Origin of the sequence: Massilia sp. Root418, from assembly GCF_001425265.1 — a bacterium.
GTDB lineage: Bacteria > Pseudomonadota > Gammaproteobacteria > Burkholderiales > Burkholderiaceae_D > Rugamonas.
Window position 1 is genome coordinate 335,578 of sequence record NZ_LMEC01000001.1, and the last position, 19,005, is coordinate 354,582.

Here is a 19,005-nt window from a genome sequence, read left to right on the forward strand (position 1 = left end):
CGTGGCGGTGGATCAGGCCGTGGTGGAAATGCCGTACTTGCGCTGGGTGGCGCTGTATTGCTGCACCAGGGTGTCGTAGTCCGGGTTGCCGCTGTCGATGCGGCCCAGGCGCTGCAGCAGGTGGCCGGCCTGTTCGGCCAGCGGCGCTTCCCAGCCCAGCTCGTCGAGCTGGCGCAGCATGGCGCTGGTGGTCGCGTACAGCACCGCCAGGTTGCCCGGGCTCTTGCGCAGGGCCATGTTGAGCGAACTGACCGCCGCACGGTGATCGCCCTGTTCCAAGTGGCCGGCGGCGCTTTCCAGCAGCTCTTCCACCTGGTGGGTGATCTGCTCGCCGATGCCGCGCGCCAGGTCATGCCGGCCGGCCTGCTCGAACACGCCCACCGCCTGCTCCATGGACAGCCCGCTTTCACTGTCGTTCATCATGTCGATGACGACGCCGGCCGCGTCCTTGTCCAGTTTATGCTTGAGACAGCTTTGCACGAGGTTCAGCTTGAGCGGGCTGGACAAGCCTTTGGCCTGCGTGACGGCGGCCACCGCATTGCTCAGTTCGGTGGCCGCGGCTGTGTCGTTGCCCGTCAGGTCCAGCAGCAGGGCGGCGGAGATGGCGCGGCACACTTCCGTATTGGCGTTGCCGCGCAGCGAGCGTTCCAGGTCCCGGATCACGCCGCTGGCCTGGCTGGCATCGCCTTTCTTGACCAGCGTCCGCACCAGGTTGACGTGGTCCTCCGGATCGCGGAACTCGGAGTACTTGGCCTTGGCCACTACCTGCTTGAAGGCTTTCTCGGCCATGCCGATGTCGCCGGTTTCGTAGGCCACGGTGCCGAGGTGGCGCAGGCGGCTCACCATGTGCGGCGAGATCGCCACCGCGTCCTCCAGCACCTTCTTGGCCTGCACGGCCTGGCCCATGGCTTCGTGCGTGCGCGCCAGCAGGTCGTAGGCTGCCATGTATTTCGGATTCTGCGACAGCAGCTTGTCCAGCGTGAGCAGGGCGTCGTCGTAGCGCTGGCCGGCGAACTGGCAGCGCGCCAGGCCCAGGTGCGCCCAGCCTATGGGCCGTCCGGCCAGGATGGTGTGGTAGGCCAGCTCGGCTTCGGCCAGCTGGCCTTCGGCGAAATGCAGTTCCGCGCGCAGGCGGGCAAAGTCCGTGGCGTGGCGCGGGTGGTTGGCTTCGGCCGCCGTGGAGGCGGCGATGGCGCCGCGCATGTCGCCCTGGGTGATTTTTTCGTAGATGGGCAGGAAGGCCGTGCGCCGCCCCACCGCCTTGGCGATGCGCTGCAGCAGCACTTCCACCGTGAACGGTTTCAGGATGTAGTCCGACGGCAGCAGCTCGGCGGCGCTCACCACCTTGCCATACACGCCTTCCGAGGTCAGCATGATGAAGATGGTCCAGGGGCCGATCAGCTTGTGGTGGCGCAGGTCTTCCAGCAATTGCTGGCCGTCCTGGCCGTTGTCGCTGCTGCCGCTGCCCAGGTCGTACTCGCACAGCACCAGGTCGTAGTTCTTCTTGCCCAGCTGGCGGATGGCCGTGCCGGAGCTGACCGCGTCGTCGATGCGGGTGATGCCGGACTGGTTCAACATATTGCGCAGGCTGGCGCGCATGCCGGGATTGGGGTCCACCAGCAGGACGGAGAGTTCGGCGTAGTCTTGCATCAGCGTGTCTCCGCAGGGGCCGGGGCCGGGGCGGGCGCGGGGCCGGGGGCAGGGGGGGCAGTGCCGGCGGCCGCGGCGGCTGCGGCGGACACCGCGGGCGCGTATTTCTGCCGGACGGCGGCGTATTGGGCGATCAGGCCCGGCAGCAGCGGGTGGGCGGGATTGTCTTCGCGGATGCGGCGCAGCAGGCCGGTGCACTGCACCGCCAGGGTGGCGTCCCAGCCCAGGTCCATGATCTGGCGCAGCATGGCCGTGGCAGCCACGGTCCACAAGCCCTTATGGTCGGGACGCTTGCGCAGCGCCAGCTGCAGCACCGCCACCGCGCCTTGCAGGTCGCCCTTGCGGCTGTTCTCGGCGGCCTGCCGCACCATGGCGTCCACTTCCAGGTCGAGCTGCTGGTCGTAGCTGCGCGCCACGTCCTCGCGCCCGGCCTGTGCGCACAGGCTGACCACGTCGGCCGCGCTCACGCCGCTGTCCGGGTCCCTGGTGAGTTCCTCGAACAGCACGGCGGCCTGTTCGTCCATGCGGTTCACCAGGCAGCTGTGCGCCAGCCCCAGCTTGATGTTGCTGGACATGCCGGTGGCTTCGGACAGCAGGGCCATGGCTTTGGCCAGCTCGGCCGCGGCCGCATCCGGCTTGCCATTCAGCTCCTGCAGCATGGACGAGGAATAGGCGCGGCACACGTCCACGTCCGGCCCGCTGCGCAGCGAGCGCTCCATGTCGCGGATGACGGCCGAGGCGCCGCCAGCGTCGCCCTTCTTGACCAGGGTGCGCACCAGGTTCACATGGTCGGCCGGGTCGCGGAATTCGGAGTACCTGGCCTTGGCCACCACCTGCTTGAAGGCTTTTTCGGCGGCGTCTATGTCGCCGGTGGCGTAGGCCACGTCGCCCAGGTTGCGCAGGCGGGATACCATGTGCGGCGAAATCGCCACCGCGTCCTCCAGCACCTGCTTGGCTTCCCCATCCTTGCGCTGGGCGCGCAGCACCTGGGCCAGCAGGTCGTAGGCCGCCATCAGCTTGGGGTTGGCGGCGATCAGCGCTTCCAGCTGCGCCTGGGCTTCGGGGTAGCGCGTCAGCGCGAAGGCGCAGCGCGCCTGGCCCAGCTGGGCCCAGCCCAGCGGCTTGCCGGCAACGATGCCGGCGTAGGCCAGCTCGGCTTCCGGCAGGCGGTTCAAGCTCATCAGCAGTTCGGCGCGCAGGCGGGCGTAGTCGGTGGCGTAGCGCGGCTGGGACGCTTCGTTGCTCAGGCAGGCAGCAATGGCTTCGCGCGCCTTGCCCTGGCTGATCATCTGGTACACCGGCAGGAACGTGGCGCGCCGCTCCAGCGCGCGGCCGATGCGCTGCGCCAGCACGTCCACGGTGAACGGTTTCAGGATGTAGTCGGTGGGCAGCAGTTCGGCTGCGCTCACCACCTTGCTGTAGACGCCTTCGGAGGTGAGCATGATGAAAATGGCCCACTGGCTGATCACGCGGTGCAGCCGCAAGTCTTCCAGCAGCTGCTGGCCGTCCTGGCCCGCCTCGCTGCCGCCGGCGCTGCCCAGGTCGTACTCGCACAGGATAACGTCGAAATTCTTCTTGTTCAGGGCCCGGATGGCCGTGCCGGAGCTGACCGCGTGCTCCACCTTGCTGATGTTCACCTGGGTCAGCATATTGTGGACGCTGGCGCGCATACCCTGGTTGGGGTCGACGATCAGGACCGACAGGTTGCTATAGTCTGGCATCTTCTTTCTTTCAGGCCGGGCATACTTCTTTCCAGCATACTCCATGGCGTGCCGGATTTGCCGAAAAATGCAAAGAATGTTGCTTCCAAGGCACTGATCGGCCGTGCCAGACGCTCTCTCGGCAGGAATAAGCTGTCTAGCGGACCCTGCCCGTAGAGGTGCTAACAAGGTATAATGCCGGGCAAAGGATTTTAGCCACACAGATTTCTTCTTTAATCCGCAGCCTCGCTGCTCAACCACCTCCCAACCATGTTGATTTTGCCGGGTTCTAACGCCCTGTCTGCATTCCGTAGCCATCGCCTCCTCACTCAACTGCAAGCCGTGTTGCCAGCCATTACGGCCGTGCAAGCGCGCCACCTGCACTTCATCGACGCCGCCGTGCCGCTGTCCAGCGACGACACCAGCCGCCTGCAAGGCCTGCTGACCTACGGCGAACCTGCCCAGGCCGAACTGGCCGACGGCGGCGCGGTCGAGGAATTTGTCGTGATCCCGCGTTTCGGCACCATCTCGCCATGGGCATCCAAGGCCACCGACATCGTGCACAACTGCGGCATGGCCCACATCAAGCGCGTCGAGCGCGGCGTGGCCTACCGCATCCACCTGAAGGCAGGTTTCCTGGGCAGCAGCATCGGCGCCGGCAAGATGTCGGCCGAGCAGGCCGAGGCCGTGGCAGCGCTGCTGCACGACCGCATGACCGAGTCCGTGCTGCGCCACGCTGACGAAGCCGCCGGGCTGTTCCGCACGCTGGAAGCCAAGCCGCTGGAAGCGGTCGACGTGCTGGGCGCCGGCAAGCAGGCACTGGAAAAAGCCAACACCGACCTCGGCCTGGCCATGTCGGAAGACGAAGTGGACTACCTGCACGACGCCTTCACCAAGGCGCAGCGTAACCCGACCGACGTGGAACTGATGATGTTCGCGCAGGCGAACAGCGAGCACTGCCGCCACAAGATCTTCAACGCCGACTGGACGATCGACGGCGAAGCGAAGGACAAGTCGCTGTTCAAGATGATCAAGAACACCCACGAGAAGCAGCCCAAAGGCACCATCGTGGCCTACAGCGACAACTCGTCCATCATGGAAGGCGCCGTGGTGTCGCGCTTCTTCCCGCAAGGCGCCGGCCAGGAATACGCCGCCACCACCGAGCTGACCCACACCTTGATGAAGGTGGAAACCCACAACCACCCGACCGCGATTTCCCCATTCCCCGGCGCCTCCACCGGCGCCGGCGGCGAGATCCGCGACGAAGGTGCGACCGGCCGCGGCGCCAAGCCGAAAGCCGGCCTGTGCGGCTTCACGGTGTCCAACCTGATGATACCCGGTGCCGTGCAGGCCTGGGAAAACGCCGCTTCGGTCACCGCGCCGGCCGCCGCCCGCGACACCAGCAAGGCCTACGGCAAGCCGGACCGCATCGCCTCGCCGCTGCAGATCATGATCGACGGCCCGCTGGGCGGCGCCGCGTTCTCCAACGAATTCGGCCGGCCCGTGCTGGGCGGCTACTTCCGCACCTACGAGCAGAACGTCGGCACGCAGACTGCCGGCACGCCGGACACCGTGTACGGCTACCACAAGCCCATCATGATTGCCGGCGGCATCGGCAACATCTCCGGCCAGCACACCCACAAGAACGACATCCCGGTCGGCAGCCTGCTGATCCAGCTGGGCGGCCCGGGCATGCGCATCGGCATGGGCGGCTCGGCCGCTTCCTCGATGGCCACCGGCACCAACACCGCCGACCTGGACTTCGACTCGGTCCAGCGCGGCAACCCGGAAATGGAACGCCGCGCCCAGGAAGTGATCAACGGCTGCTGGCAGCTGGGTCCGAACAACCCCATCATCTCCATCCATGACGTGGGCGCCGGCGGCCTGTCGAACGCCTTCCCGGAAATCACCAACGACGCCAAGCGCGGCGCGCTGTTTGACCTGCGCAAGATCCCGCTGGAAGAATCCGGCATGGCGCCGAAGGAAATCTGGTCCAATGAATCGCAGGAACGCTACGTGCTGGCCATTGCGCCGAACGACCTGCCGGCATTCAAGGCCATGTGCGAGCGCGAGCGCTGCCCGTTCGCCGTGGTCGGCACCGCCACGGAAGAACGCCAGCTCAAGCTGATCGATGACGACATGGGCAACAGCCCGGTCGACATGCCGATGGACGTCCTGCTGGGCAAACCGCCCAAGATGCAGCGCGACGTGCACCACGTACAGAACGACTACCCGGCCATCGACCTGACCGGCATCTCGCTGGAAGAAGCCGCCAAGCGCGTACTGTTGCTGCCGACCGTGGGCGACAAATCCTTCCTGATCACCATTGGCGACCGCACCGTGGGCGGCATGTCCGTGCGCGACCAGATGGTCGGCCCATGGCAGGTACCGGTGGCCGACTGCGCCGTGACCACCATGAGCTTCGAAGGCTACCTGGGCGAAGCCATGGCGATGGGCGAGCGCACCCCGCTGGCCGTGATCGACGCGCCAGCCTCGGGCCGCATGGCCGTGGGCGAAACGGTGACCAACCTGGCCGCCGCGCCGATCCGCTCGATCGAAGACATCAAGCTGTCCGCCAACTGGATGGCCGCCTGCGGCCAGCCGGGCCAGGACGCCGCCTTGTACGACACCGTGCAGGCAGTGGGCATGGAACTGTGCCCGGCGCTGGGCATCTCCATCCCGGTGGGCAAGGACTCGCTGTCCATGCGCACCACCTGGAAGGATGAAGACCAGAGCAAGGCCGTGATGTCGCCGGTTTCGCTGATCGTGTCCGGCTTCGCGCCGGTGTACGACGTACGCAAATCGCTGACCCCGCAGATCCGCACGGACGCGGGCGACACGGTCATGATCCTGATCGACCTGGGCCGCGGCAAAAACCGCATGGGCGCCTCGGCGCTGGCGCAAGTGATGGGCCAGCTGGGCAACGAAGCGCCGGACGTCGACAGCGCCGAAGACCTGAAAGCCTTTTTCACTGCCATCCAGCAGCTGAACCAGGACGGCAAACTGCTGGCCTACCACGACCGTTCCGACGGCGGCCTGTTCGGCACGCTGGCCGAGATGGCTTTTGCCGGCCGCGCCGGCCTGTCGATCAACCTCGACATCCTGACCCTGGACGCCGGCCACGGCGCCGACCAGGGCGACGCCAAGAACTGGGCCAGCCAGATCGGCGAGCGGCGCAACGAGCAGACGCTCAAGGCGCTGTTCAACGAAGAACTGGGCGCCGTGGTGCAAGTGCGCGCCGACGAGAAATCGCAGGTCATGGACGTGCTGCGCTCCTTCAACCTGGGCGCGTGCAGCCACATCATCGGCAAGCCGAACGACCGTGGCGTAATCGAATTCACGCGCGACGCCAAGACCATTTACAGCCAGCAGCGCTTCGAGCTGCACCGCCTGTGGAGCGAAACCAGCTGGCGCATTTCCCGCGTGCGGGAAAATCCGGCCACCGCCGACGCCGAGTACGACCGCCTGCTGGACCTGGCCGATCCCGGCATTTCGCCCAAGCTCACGTTCGACCCGTCGGAAAACGTGGCGGCGCCGTTCCTGTCCACCGGTGCGCGTCCGCGCGTGGCCATCCTGCGCGAGCAGGGCGTTAACTCCCACATCGAAACCGCGTGGGTGATGCACCAGGCCGGCTTTGCCGCCGTGGACGTCCACATGAGCGACCTGATTGCCGGCCGCGTCAAGCTGGACGACTTCCAGGGCATCATCGCCGTGGGCGGCTTCTCGTACGGCGACGTGCTGGGCGCGGGCGAAGGCTGGGCCAAGTCCATCCTGTTCAACCCGGCGATGGCGGAGCAGTTCGCGCGCTTCTTCGGCCGCATCGACACCTTCGGCCTGGGCGTATGCAACGGCTGCCAGATGATGAGCAACCTCAAATCCATCATCCCGGGCGCGCACGCGTGGCCGAAGTTCACCACCAACAAATCGGAGAAGTTTGAAGCACGCTTCTCGATGGTGGAAGTGCTGGATTCGCCGTCGATCTTCTTCCAGGGCATGGCCGGCACCCAGACCGCCATCGCCATCGCCCATGGCGAAGGCTACGCCGACTTCACGCAGACCGGCAACATCGGCGAAGCCATCGCAGCGCTGCGCTTCATCGACAACAAAGGTGCCGCCACCGAAGCCTACCCGTACAACCCGAACGGCTCGCCGCAAGGGCTGACCTCGGTGACGACGGCCGACGGCCGCTTCACGGTGATGATGCCGCACGCCGAGCGCGTATTCCGCAGCGTGCAGCAATCGTGGCACCCCGAATCGTGGGGCGAAGACTCCCCATGGATGCGCATGTTCCGCAACGCCCGCAAGTTCATCGGCTAAAGCAAGCCGGGCCATGCCCGGCCCGCCCCCAAAATGGGGTCAGGGTTAATTAATTTGGAAATGTTTCCAAATTAATTAACCCTGACCCCATTTTCTTTTTGTTGGTGCCTAGGTTTCGGACCAGAGACGGCCGGCGGTGGCCCAGTGTTCCTTTTTGATTTCGTGGATGAGCACGTCGACGGATTCGGGCGTGGAGCCCAACGTGGCGCAGGTGGCTTCGGTGATGGCTTGTACGAAGGCGCGCTTCTGTTCCGGCGTGCGGCCTTCGAAGAGTTGGACGTTGATGGTTGGCATGCGGCGTTCCTTAGGTGCGGTAGCTGGGATTGGTGGCGTCGAGACGGCGCAGCAGGGCGGGCCATTCAAGCCGGCCTTCGGGAGCGCGGTCGCCGACGAGCTCCCCGTGCGCCTTGATGCACACGGCTTCGCTGGGCTGGCGCAGGGGCATGCAGGCGGACTGGGCCAGCAGTTGCAGCCCGCAGGCCTGGTCCAGCGTCTGCATCAGTACAAAGGCTTCGGCAATGGTGCGGCCGACCGTGAGGCTGCCGTGGTTGCGCAGGAGCATGGCTGGATGCCCGCCGAGGCTGGCCGTCAGCCTGGCCTGCTCGGCGGGCGACATGGCCAGGCCTTCGTAGTCGTGGTAGGCGAGCTCGCTGTAGAAGCGCAGCGCGTAGGGGGACAGCGGCTGCAGCCCGGGGCCCTGCATGCCGACAGCGATGGCGCTGGGGTTGTGCAAGTGCATGACGCAGGCCGCGTCGGGACGGGCTGCGTGGACAGCGCCGTGCAGGGCGAAGCCTGCGCTGTTGATTGCGTGCTGGGAGCGGCAGATGATATTGCCGTGGCGGTCGACTTTGACGAGATTGGAGGCACGAATTTCGTCAAACCTGAAACCGAAGGGGTTGATCAGATAATGGCCCGGTTCGCCCGGAACGGCGGCGGAAATGTGGGTATATATGCCGTCGTCCCAATTGAATAGGGCGCACAGTTGGTAGCAGGCCGCGAGATCAATCCGGGTTTGCCATTCGGCGGCGCTGGTGATGCCGGGCGGCGTAAATGCGGCCTGGCCTGATGTGGTAAGTCTGTCCATTGGGGCAGATTATCAGGGCCGTGCCGCTCTCATAATGTGCGTGCGCGAATGGCGGTCATGCGCGACGGCATATAAGCGGGATTAGAGGTGCTTATTAGCCTCCCGGTAGCTGAGCGCCGACAATATGTGTTTATTTGTTTGCGTGAACGCGCGGACTTCATCGGGCGCGTGGCGCGAATAGTCCCGTAGTGCCCATCCGATTGCCTTTTGAATGAAGAATTCCTTTTCATGCGCCTGGGCGAGGCAATATGAATAGAGGCGCGCACTATCCGTATTGCCGCGCCAGCCCAATTGATGCAGTAGCGCTATGCGGCGCATCCAGAAATTCCCGTGCTTGATCGCGTCGTCCATGTGTTCGTGCCGGCCTTTTAATATATCGCCGATGATGGTCGCGAGTGCGTCGACAGTATCCCACCAGGATTTGCGCAGCACCAGCGAGAGCAGGGCGGGTATGTCCGCTATATTCAACTCTCTGCTGTGCATATTCAGCAGGTCCAGCGCGGCATATTGGTATTCCCGTTCGCGCAACTCCCAGAGTGCACTGGCCAGTGCGATCAGCTGCGCAGGCCCCGCTCCTTTAAGTCCTTGCAGCATGGGTTTTAATGCGCTGCGGCGTTCTGGTGTGGGGACACCAAGATAGTCGAATTGGTCGCGCATATAGGCGCGCATGGCGTTGGCGCGCTCTGGATTGGCAAGGGTAAGCAGCGTGGCCTGGACTTGCTGGAGGAAGTGCTCGTTCATGGGGTAAAGTATGCCAGAAGGTGGCTTGAACGTGCTCGGTACTGGTGCGAACTGGGCAAAAAAAAGGCGCTCCGTAGAGCGCCCAACGTTGCATCGGAATATTATAGTTTGAAGCGGCTGACGACTTGCGCGAGATTTGCCGATTCGTCCTGCATGGAGGCAGCCGCTGCGGCGGCCTGTTCGACCAATGCCGCGTTCTGCTGGGTTACCTGATCCATTTGGCCGATGGCGATATTCACCTGTTCGATGCCGGCGGTTTGTTCCTGGCTTGCGTGGCTGATTTCGGCCATGATATCGGTGACGCGTTTTACGCTGTTGACGATTTCCTGCATGGTGGTGCCAGCCTGGTCCACCAGCCGGCTGCCTGTATCCACCTTTTGCACGGAATCATCAATCAAGCCTTTAATTTCTCGGGCTGCAGCTGCGGAGCGCTGCGCGAGATTGCGGACTTCGGATGCAACGACCGCAAATCCCCGCCCTTGTTCACCCGCACGCGCCGCTTCAACCGCGGCATTCAGCGCGAGGATATTGGTCTGGAAAGCGATGCCATCAATAACGCCGATAATGTCGACGATTTTCCGCGAAGAATCGTTAATCGAGCTCATGGTTTTAACCACTTCATCGACTACGTCGCCGCCTTTGATCGCCACTTCGGATGCGGAGGCGGCCAAGCCATTGGCCTGGCGGGCATTATCCGCATTTTGTTTTACCGTCGCGGTAATCTGGTTCATCGAGGAGGCGGTACGGCCCAGCGAGCCGGCCTGTTCTTCGGTGCGGTTGGATAAATCAAGATTGCCGGAAGCAATTTCCTGGGAGGCCAAAGCAATGGTATCGGTGCCGGCGCGGATTTGTTGCACCATCGCCGCCAAGTGGTCCTGAATTCTCTTAATTTCGTAGAGCAGGCTGCGCTTATCGCCCGGTGCGGTTTCTATATTCGCGGAGAAATCGCCGCTGGCAATGCGGTGCGCAGTCTTGGCCGCGTAGTCGGGTTCGCCGCCAAGCTGGTGCATGACGTTGCGTGCCAGCCAGATGGCGATGCCGCCGCCGACCAGGACCGCGAACACGCCCAGCGAAATGCTGATCAGCAGCATGCGGTGCGTGGATTCGACCACCGCCACCTTGGTTTCCTTGACCTCGGCGTTCTTTTGCTTGATGAACTCCAGCAGCGGAGTGCGCATCTCGCGCCATACCGGCGTTTCTTCCTTGTTGAGCGTGGTGATGGCGGCGGCCTGGTCTTCCTTGGCCAGGGTGGCGACTTTGGCTTGCAGTGTGGCTTGCTTGTTGCGCAGCTCGGCCACTTTTTCGAACATGGGCAGGATGGCGGGATTGCCGCGCGCCAGCTCAAGCGCGGCGGTGCTGTGCTCCTTGAAGGCCGTGCCCGCGTCTTCCAGGTTCTTGTGGCCGGTCTTGTTGGCCGGGTCGAGCACCACGTTGCGCAGCGCCTGGCCCATCTGCAGGCCTTGGGCGTACATATTGGTGGCGGTCATCAGCAGCGCCTGGTCTTGCTCCAGGAAGCCTTGGAACTGGTTTTTTGCGGCCTGCATGCCTTGCAGGGCGACGCCGAGCGCGCAGACGAAAAACAGGCACACCAGGCCCATGCACAGCGTCATTTTGGATTTCAGATTCACGGAGTCTCCCCAGGTTAGTATTGCTATCCATCAATACTAAACCCGGGCGCCCCAATAAAAAATGGCACTTTGGTGCAAGTGCCATTTTCGATACAGCTTTTAAGCGAAACTTACTGGATCTTTGCTTTTTTGATCAGGTCTTCGCGGAAGGCGGCAACCTTTTTCTGGGTCAGGGCTTCTGCAACCTGGCCTTTGACTTCGTCCAGCGACGGGAGCTTGGCGGCGCGCGAGCCTTCCAGCTTGATGACGTGGTAGCCGAACTGCGACTTCACCGGGGTCTCGGTGATCTGGCCGTCCTTCAGGGCCACCATGGCGTCCGAGAATGGCTTGACGTAGGACGATGGGGCTGCCCAGTCCAGGTCGCCACCGTTGTTGGCGGAGCCGTCTTTCGACTGCTTGGCCAGCTCTTCGAACTTGCCGCCGGCTTTCAGCTTGGCGATGATGTCCTTGGCTTGCTGCTCGGTTTCCACCAGGATGTGGCGCGCGTGGTATTCCTTGTCGCCCACTTGCGACTTGTATTTGTCGTACTCAGCCTTGATTTCAGCGTCGGTGACAGGGTTCTTCTTCACGTAGTCTGCCAGCATGGCGTTGATGATGATGCTTTGACGGGTGTTTTCCAGAGCCGCTTTGACTTCGGCGCGGGTGCCCACGCCTTGCTTGTCGGCTTCCTGGATCAGCACTTCGCGGCCGATCAGGTCTTTCTTGATGGCTTCGCGCAGTTGCGGCGAATCAGCTTGTTTGCCTTGGGCGACGACTTGCTTGACGATGGCTTCGACTTTCGATGCTGGAATGGCTTTGCCATTCACGGTAGCAACGTTTTGCGCGAAGGCCGGTACGGCGACGACAGCGGTCAGGGCTAACAACAGGCGGGCTGGCTTCAAAATCATTATCACATCCTATAAAAAACACGGGAGCGCAGTGCGCATAGCCCAAATAATAGCGGCGCCACAAGGGCGCCGTTCCTTACTGCTGACTAATTACTGTACTTTCGCTTTCTTTACCAGTTCTTCCTGGTAAGCCTGCAGCTTCTTCTGGGTCAGCGCGTCCGCGATTTGCGGCTTCACTTCGTCCAGGGTCGGCAGCTTGGCTTCGCGGACGTCGTCCACTTTGATCACGTGGAAGCCGTTCGGGGTCTGCACGGCTTTCTCGGTAACCTGGCCTTTTTGCAGGGCCACGAAGGCGTCCGAGAATACTTTAGGGAAAGACGATGGGGTGGCCCAGTCCAGGTCGCCGCCGTTGGCTGCGGAGCCGGTGTCTTTCGAGGTCTTGGCCAGTTCTTCAAACTTGGCGCCGCCCTTCAGCTTGGCGATCACAGCGTTCGCTTCAGCTTCGGTTTCCACCAGGATGTGGCGCACGTGGTATTCCTTGTTGCCGGTTTGCGCAACGAATTTGTCGTACTCAGCCTTGATCTCGTCGTCCTTGACCGGGTTTTTCTTCACGTATTCGCCAACCAGGGCGTTGATGAAGATGGCCTGGCGCGCGTTTTCCAGCTGCGCCTTGACGTCGGCATTCTTGGAGTAACCTTGCTTCTCGGCTTCCTGCATCAGCACTTCGCGGCCGATCATTTCTTTCTTGATGGCTTCACGCAGTTGAGGGGAATCCGGTTGCTGACCTTGGGCAACAACTTGCTTGACGACTGCATCCACGCGCGACGACGGGATAGCCTTGCCGTTGACGACGGCCAGGTTCTGGGCAATAGCGGGTGCCGCGACAACAGCGATAAGTGCGATCAGCAGACGGGCTGGCTTCAAATTCATTATTTCAAATCCTAAGGGGTAAAGTTCTTAATTGCGGAGAGCCGGATTTTGTGTGACCGCTTTGTCTCTCATTGTTTCCAAATCTCCGCGCATATCATACTTCAGACGGTGCCAGTGCGGTAATGGCCAATGCGTGTATCTCCCCACGCATCATATCGTGCACGGAATCATACACGAGTCGATGTCTTGTGACGAGTTTAAGACCTTCGAATTTATCCGAAACGATCCGTAGCTGGTAATGGCCGCCGCCGGAGGCAGCGCCAGCATGTCCGGCATGCAGCGCCGATTCGTCTTCCAGCACCAGTTCAGCGGGCTGAAGGGCGGCGCGCAGGCGCTCTTCTATCTTGGCAATGCGCGGGTCCGTCATACTTCTTCGTCCTTCAGGTATTTAGCGAGGTAAATAGTCTGGACGATAATGAAGGCGAAAGTCAAACCTGTGGTGCCAAAGGCTTTGAAGCTGACCCAGGAAGCGGTATCGGACTTGAACAGCACGAAGGCCACGAACAGGTTGATAAAGCCGAGCGCGGCGAAGAAGGCGGTCCACGACAGGTTCAGTTTCTCCCAGACGTCGTCCGGCAGGGTCAGCTGCGAGCCCATGGCTTTGCGGATCAGGTTGTTCTTGAACCAGTAGCGCGCCGCCAGCAGGCCTATCGCGAAGCACCAATAGATCATGGTTGGCTTCCACTTGATGAAGATCTCGTCGTGGAAGTAGATCGTCAGGCCGCCGAACACCACGAACAGGAACAGCGAGAGCCACAGCATGAAGTCGACCTTGCGGCCGCGCGCCTTCAGGTAGACGATTTGGGCCGCGTTGGCCAGGATGCCGGCCAGCGTGGCAATCACCATGGGCGCCTGGTCGGCCGTGACGGAGCCGCCCGACAGCATGCCGCTCATATAGGAGTTGACGAAGGCTTGCGCCGCCTCCGCGTGCATGCCGCCCAGCTTGTAGCAGGCGAAGAAGACCAGCAGCGGGAGGAAGTCGAACAGGATTTTCATGGTGAGGCCGTTTTGTTTTTAGTCTTGTGGATCGAAGCGCAAGGAGGCGGAATTGATGCAGTAGCGCAAACCGGTGGGTGGCGGGCCGTCCGGGAAGACGTGGCCCAGGTGGGCGTCGCAGACAGCGCAAATAATCTCCGTACGCAGCATACCATGGGAGCGGTCCGCCACCTCGGTTACGTTGGCCGGGTTGAGCGGCTCAAAATAGCTGGGCCAGCCGCAGCCGGAATCGAACTTGGTGTCGGACGCGAACAGCGGCGTGTTGCAGCACACGCAGGTGTAAATGCCGTGCTCGTGGTGGTCCCAGAACTTGCCGGTGAAAGCGCGCTCGGTGGCCGCGTGGCGCGTTACCTGGTATTCCATCGGGTCCAGCTGAGCGCGCCATTCCGCGTCGGATTTCAGTACCTTATCGTTCATGATTTAAATCTCTCTTAAGAAGAACAGCTGACTTCCAAATGGCTGGCCCAGTCCGGTGGCAAAGCCGCGTATTTTTCATTCTCTGGCTGTTCGTCGAATGGGCGCAGCAAAACTGACAGTAAACGCTCCACTTCAGTAAAGTCTTTATTTTGCGCCTTTTCAATTGCTATCTGCGCCAGATAATTGCGCAGCACGTATTTGGGGTTCACCGCGTCCATGGCAACTTTTCGCGCCGCATCGTCGCTGCTTTCCGCGCGCAGGCGCGCGCGGTAGCGGCCGGCCCAGGCGTCGAAGGCTTCGCGCTGGATGAAGGCATCCCGCAGATCATGATCCGCCTCGTCCGTATCGGTCTTGAGATCGCTCAGCGTGCGGAAGAACTGCGTGAAATCGGCGTGATTTTCCTGCAGGAGCGCGAACATGGCGTCCATCAGCTCGCGGTCGCCGTCCTGCGCGGTGCGCAGGCCCAGCTTGGCGCGCAGCAGCGCGTCCATCCTGGCCGCGAAGGCTGGCTGGTAGACATCCAGCGCGGCCTGGGCGGCGGGCACCTCGTTTATCAGCGGCAGCAGCGCCTGGCCCAGCGCGTAACAGTTCCAATGGCCGATCTGCGGCTGCATGCCGTAGGCGTAGCGGCCCTGGTGATCGCTGTGATTGCAGATGTGGTTGCTGTCGAAGGCCTCCATGAAGCCGAAGGGCCCATAATCCAGGGTTTCGCCCAGGATGGACATATTGTCGGTATTCATCACGCCATGCATGAAGCCGACCGCCTGCCACTGCGCCATCAGTTCGGCCGTACGGCGTGTGACTTCGGCCAGGAAAGCGGCGTACACGTTCTCTTCGGCCCGTAATTGCGGATAAAAACGGTCGATGACGTAATCTGCCAGTATTTTCAGCTCGCCCGGCTTCTGGCGGCTGGACCAGTGCTCGAAGGAGCCGAAACGGATGAAGGTGGGCGCCATACGCAGCACGACCGCCGAGGTTTCTACGGTTTCGCGCACGACGCCCTGATCCGAACCGGTGACCGACAGCGCACGGGAAGTGGGAATGCCCAGGGCGGCCATGGCTTCGGAGCACAGGAATTCGCGGATGGACGAGCGCAGCACCGCGCGGCCGTCGCCCATGCGGGAGTAGGGCGTGAGGCCGGCCCCTTTCAGCTGGAGTTCCGTGGGCCCATTGGCCGTGGCCACGTCGCCCAGCAGGATGGCGCGGCCGTCGCCCAGTTGGCCGGCCCAGACGCCGAACTGGTGGCCCGAGTACACGGCCGACAGCGGTTGGGCGCGCTCGGGCACGGCATTGCCGGCCAGGATGTCGATGGCTTGCTGTTCCGCCAGCGCCGCGGCGTCCAGGCCGATCAGCGCCGCTGCCGGCGGGCTTACCGCCACCATGTAGGGGGCAGGCAGCGGCGTCGGCATCAGGCGGGTGTAGAACGAGGGCGGGAGGCTCGCGAACGAGTTCTCCAAGGGCAGCTTATTGATGGCAGTTCCAGTGGCGATAGGGTCAAGTCCAAATTTTAACGCACAGAGGGGATTCTAGGCGGTAGCCTGGGCATTACCATTGCCGTTACACTTGGTAACGCGCGTTCGGGGGCCCGTTACGCTGCCCTTGTGTGGTGTTTGCTGCATCGCAGCATGGAAACAGTTTGACGAAAATAGCACGCGCGTACGAATATGGGTTCAGTGATATAAAAAACAAAGTTACAGGAGACCGAATGTCGCTTCCGCAGAGCCCGCTGATGGGGCAGATGATGAACCAGCCCCTGCTTGTATCCGGCATCCTAGAATTTGCCGCCCGCCACTTCGGCGACAGCATGATCGTGTCGCGCCGTGTTGAGGGCGATATCCACCGCTACACTTACCGCGACTCCCACCAGCGCGCGCGCCGGCTGGCCAATGCGCTGCACGGCATGGGCGTGGCGCTGGGCGACCGCGTGGCCACGCTGGCCTGGAATGGCTACCGCCACCTGGAGGCGTATTACGCCGTGTCCGGCTCGGGCGCCGTGCTGCACACCATCAATCCGCGCCTCCACCCGGAGCAGATCGCCTACATCATCAACCATGCGGAAGACCAGGTGCTGTTGTTCGACCTGACCTTCCTGCCCGCCGTGGAAGCCATGGCGCAGATGTGCAAGCAGGTCAAGCATTACGTGCTGATGGCCGACCGCGACCGCATGCCGGCCGAGACCAGGATCCCCAACCTGGTGTGCTACGAGGACTTGATCGCCACCCATTCGGACGACTACACCTGGCCGCAGTTCGACGAGAACTCGGCCTGCACCCTGTGCTATACCTCTGGCACGACCGGCAATCCCAAGGGCGCGCTGTATTCGCACCGCTCCACCGTGCTGCACGCCTACGGCTCGGCGCTGCCGAACGCGCTCAACGTCACCTCGCGCGACGTGGTGCTGCCCGTGGTGCCCATGTTCCACGTGAACGCCTGGGGCTTGCCGTACTCGGTGCCGCTCAGCGGCGCCAAGATGGTCTTCCCGGGCGCCGCGCTGGACGGCAAATCGCTGTACGAGCTGTTTGAAGCCGAGCAAGTGACGTTCTCGGCGGGCGTGCCGACAGTCTGGCTGGGCCTGATCAATTTCATGCTGCAGAACCAGCTCAAGTTCAGCAGCTTCCGGCGCACGGTGATAGGCGGCTCGGCCTGCTCGCCAGCCATGATGAATACGCTCATCGACCAGTTCGGCGTGGAAGTGATCCACGCCTGGGGCATGACGGAAATGTCGCCGCTGGGCACGGCCGGCGTGTTGCTGAGCAAGCACCGCGACCTGCCGCAGGACGAGCAGCGCAAGATCCTGCTCAAGCAGGGCCATGCCGTGTACGGGGTGGACATGAAGATAGTCGACGACGACGGCAAGGAGCTGCCGTGGGACGGCAGCAGCTATGGCCACCTGCTGGTGAAGGGGCCGTGGGTGATTTCGGCCTACTACAAGGACGAGGGCGGCGACCCGCTGCAAGGCGGCTGGTTCCCGACCGGCGACGTGGCCACCATCGACCCGGACGGCTATATGCAGATTACCGACCGCAGCAAGGACGTGATCAAGTCCGGCGGCGAGTGGATCGGCACCATCGACCTGGAGAACATCGCCGTGTCGCACCCGGCCGTGATGCAGGCCGCCTGCATCGGCATCGCCCACCCGAAATGGGACGAGCGGCCGCTGCTGGTGATCGTGCGCCGGCCCGGCATGGACGTGAGCCGCGAAGAGCTGCTGGCCTTCTACGAAGGCAAGATCGCCAAATGGTGGCTGCCGGACGACGTGGTCTTCACCGACGCGCTGCCGCTGGGCGGCACCGGTAAGGTGCAGAAGAACAAATTGCGCGAGCAGTATAAGGAGTACAAGCTGCCGACGGCGTGAACTCTAGGCAAGAGTTGTAAGATGGGCAATCACAACTAAAAAAGGATGGAGACTATGACTTACCGTACGCTCGCTGTTGCTGTCAGCCTTACCCTGTTGTCCTCGGCCGCGCTGGCCGAGACCGTGAAAATCGCCTTCATCGACCCGCTCTCCGGCCCCTTTGCGCCGGTCGGGCAAAACCAGCTCAAGAGCTTCCAGCTGATAGCCGACATGGCCACCAAGGGCAAGTGGGCGGGCGAGAACAAGATTGAAGTGAACGGCTTCGACAACAAGGGCAGCCCGCAGGAATCGCTGACCCAGCTGAAGGCCGTGATCGACCAGGGCTACCGCTATATCACGCAGGGCAATGGTTCCGGCGTGGGCCTGGCGCTGCTGGACGCGGTGAACAAGCACAACGAGCGCAATCCGGGCAAGGAAATCGTCTACCTGAATTACGCGGCCATCGACCCGGACATGACCAATAGCAAGTGCAGCTTCTGGCACTTCCGCTTCGATGCCAACTCCGACATGAAGATGGAGGCGCTCACCAGCTACATGGCGCCGGACAAGAACATCAAGTCGGTCTACATCATCGGCCAGAACTATGCCTTCGGGCAGGCGGTCAGCCGGGCCGCCAAGGAATACCTGGCGCGCAAGCGTCCCGACATCAAGATCGCCGGCGACGACCTGCACCCGATCGGGCAGGTGAAGGACTTCTCGCCCTATATCGCCAAGATCAAGGCTTCCGGCGCGGACTCCGTCATCACCGGCAACTGGGGCGCCGACCTGGCCCTGCTGGTGCGTGCCGCCAAGGACGCGGACCTGAAGGCCAACTTCTACACCTACTACGGCATCACCACCGGCGTGCCGACCGCCATGGGCGCGGCCGGCGCCGAGCGCACCAAGATCATCGGCAACTGGATGATCAACAACGAAACCTTCAACGGCAAGGAAGTGGTGGAAGCGTTCAAGGCCAAGTACAACGACGACTACTACGCCGCGCAGACCCACGTCATCATCACCATGCTGTCGCAGGCCATCAAGGCGGCGAAGACGGCCGATCCGGTGAAAGTGGCGTTCGCGCTGGAAGGCATGAAGGCGCAGTCGCTGAACGGGGGCGTGATGATGCAGAAGCAGGACCACCAGCTGCAGCAGCCGCTCTACATCGGCACCTGGACCAAGGTCAACGGCAAGGACGTCAAGTATGACCAGGAAAACACCGGCTACGGCTGGAAGATGGACAAGAAGATCGACGCCTACGTGGCCGGCCAGCCGACCTCCTGCCAGATGAAACGGCCGGGCGCGTAAAGAGCGCGTACAGCACGGCGAGCCGCGGCAACGCCTGGCGGGTTACGGCGCGCCGCGCCTGACCCGCCCTACG

Annotated in this window: 15 protein-coding genes; 3 read left to right on the forward strand and 12 right to left on the reverse strand. The window is 62.7% G+C overall.

Going from position 1 to position 19,005, the window contains the following annotated elements:
- Window positions 1-12: 12 nt before the first annotated feature.
- Both ASC94_RS01340 and ASC94_RS01345 read right to left on the reverse strand, forming a co-directional pair.
- Window positions 13-1,650 (reverse strand): response regulator, encoded by a 1,638-nt coding sequence (locus ASC94_RS01340; RefSeq protein ID WP_056389636.1) that lies wholly within the window; start codon window positions 1,648-1,650, stop codon window positions 13-15.
- Entirely contained in the window at window positions 1,650-3,371 is a 1,722-nt protein-coding gene (locus ASC94_RS01345) for a response regulator (protein WP_082616001.1), read from the reverse strand. The genes ASC94_RS01340 and ASC94_RS01345 overlap by 1 nt, the downstream gene beginning before the upstream one ends.
- A gap of 249 nt (window positions 3,372-3,620) precedes the next feature.
- Between ASC94_RS01345 and purL the strand changes: the two genes are divergently transcribed.
- On the forward strand, window positions 3,621-7,667 hold the full coding sequence (gene purL / locus ASC94_RS01350) for a phosphoribosylformylglycinamidine synthase (protein WP_056389639.1): 4,047 nt from the start codon (window positions 3,621-3,623) through the stop codon (window positions 7,665-7,667).
- 108 nt (window positions 7,668-7,775) lie between these two features.
- Here the strand turns inward: purL and ASC94_RS01355 are convergent, their stop codons facing one another.
- The 10 genes from ASC94_RS01355 to ASC94_RS01395 all read right to left on the reverse strand — a co-directional run bounded on the left by ASC94_RS01355 (window position 7,776) and on the right by ASC94_RS01395 (window position 15,753).
- On the reverse strand, window positions 7,776-7,961 hold the full coding sequence (locus ASC94_RS01355; protein ID WP_056389642.1) for a 4-oxalocrotonate tautomerase: 186 nt from the start codon (window positions 7,959-7,961) through the stop codon (window positions 7,776-7,778).
- 10 nt (window positions 7,962-7,971) lie between these two features.
- Window positions 7,972-8,751, reverse strand: a complete 780-nt coding sequence (locus tag ASC94_RS01360) for a class II aldolase/adducin family protein (protein WP_056389645.1) — start codon at window positions 8,749-8,751, stop codon at window positions 7,972-7,974.
- 81 nt (window positions 8,752-8,832) lie between these two features.
- Window positions 8,833-9,492, reverse strand: a complete 660-nt coding sequence (locus tag ASC94_RS01365; RefSeq protein ID WP_056389648.1) for a DNA alkylation repair protein — start codon at window positions 9,490-9,492, stop codon at window positions 8,833-8,835.
- A 101-nt stretch (window positions 9,493-9,593) separates the two neighbouring features.
- Complete coding sequence (locus ASC94_RS34115; protein WP_056389654.1) at window positions 9,594-11,120, reverse strand: methyl-accepting chemotaxis protein; 1,527 nt, start codon at window positions 11,118-11,120, stop codon at window positions 9,594-9,596.
- A 110-nt stretch (window positions 11,121-11,230) separates the two neighbouring features.
- Window positions 11,231-12,007, reverse strand: coding sequence for a peptidyl-prolyl cis-trans isomerase (locus ASC94_RS01375; RefSeq protein WP_056389657.1), 777 nt, complete (start codon window positions 12,005-12,007; stop codon window positions 11,231-11,233).
- 90 nt (window positions 12,008-12,097) lie between these two features.
- On the reverse strand, window positions 12,098-12,877 hold the full coding sequence (locus ASC94_RS01380) for a peptidyl-prolyl cis-trans isomerase (protein ID WP_056389659.1): 780 nt from the start codon (window positions 12,875-12,877) through the stop codon (window positions 12,098-12,100).
- A gap of 94 nt (window positions 12,878-12,971) precedes the next feature.
- A complete protein-coding gene (locus tag ASC94_RS31475) occupies window positions 12,972-13,244 on the reverse strand; it encodes a BolA family transcriptional regulator (protein ID WP_082616005.1) in 273 nt (90 codons plus the stop codon).
- Entirely contained in the window at window positions 13,241-13,873 is a 633-nt protein-coding gene (locus tag ASC94_RS01385) for a septation protein A (protein ID WP_056389662.1), read from the reverse strand. Before ASC94_RS01385 ends, ASC94_RS31475 begins: the two co-directional genes overlap by 4 nt.
- A gap of 18 nt (window positions 13,874-13,891) precedes the next feature.
- A complete protein-coding gene (gene msrB / locus ASC94_RS01390) occupies window positions 13,892-14,290 on the reverse strand; it encodes a peptide-methionine (R)-S-oxide reductase MsrB (protein ID WP_056389666.1) in 399 nt (132 codons plus the stop codon).
- 14 nt (window positions 14,291-14,304) lie between these two features.
- A complete protein-coding gene (locus ASC94_RS01395) occupies window positions 14,305-15,753 on the reverse strand; it encodes a YdiU family protein (RefSeq protein ID WP_229417171.1) in 1,449 nt (482 codons plus the stop codon).
- Window positions 15,754-15,995: 242 nt separating this feature from the next.
- Between ASC94_RS01395 and ASC94_RS01400 the strand changes: the two genes are divergently transcribed.
- Together ASC94_RS01400 and ASC94_RS01405 are read left to right on the forward strand one after the other, a co-directional pair.
- Window positions 15,996-17,645 (forward strand): 3-(methylthio)propionyl-CoA ligase, encoded by a 1,650-nt coding sequence (locus ASC94_RS01400; RefSeq protein WP_056389668.1) that lies wholly within the window; start codon window positions 15,996-15,998, stop codon window positions 17,643-17,645.
- 54 nt (window positions 17,646-17,699) lie between these two features.
- Window positions 17,700-18,932 carry a branched-chain amino acid ABC transporter substrate-binding protein gene (locus tag ASC94_RS01405; protein WP_056389671.1) on the forward strand — a complete coding sequence of 411 codons (1,233 nt, stop codon included), beginning with the start codon at window positions 17,700-17,702 and terminating at the stop codon, window positions 18,930-18,932.
- The last annotated feature ends 73 nt before the right edge of the window (window positions 18,933-19,005 follow it).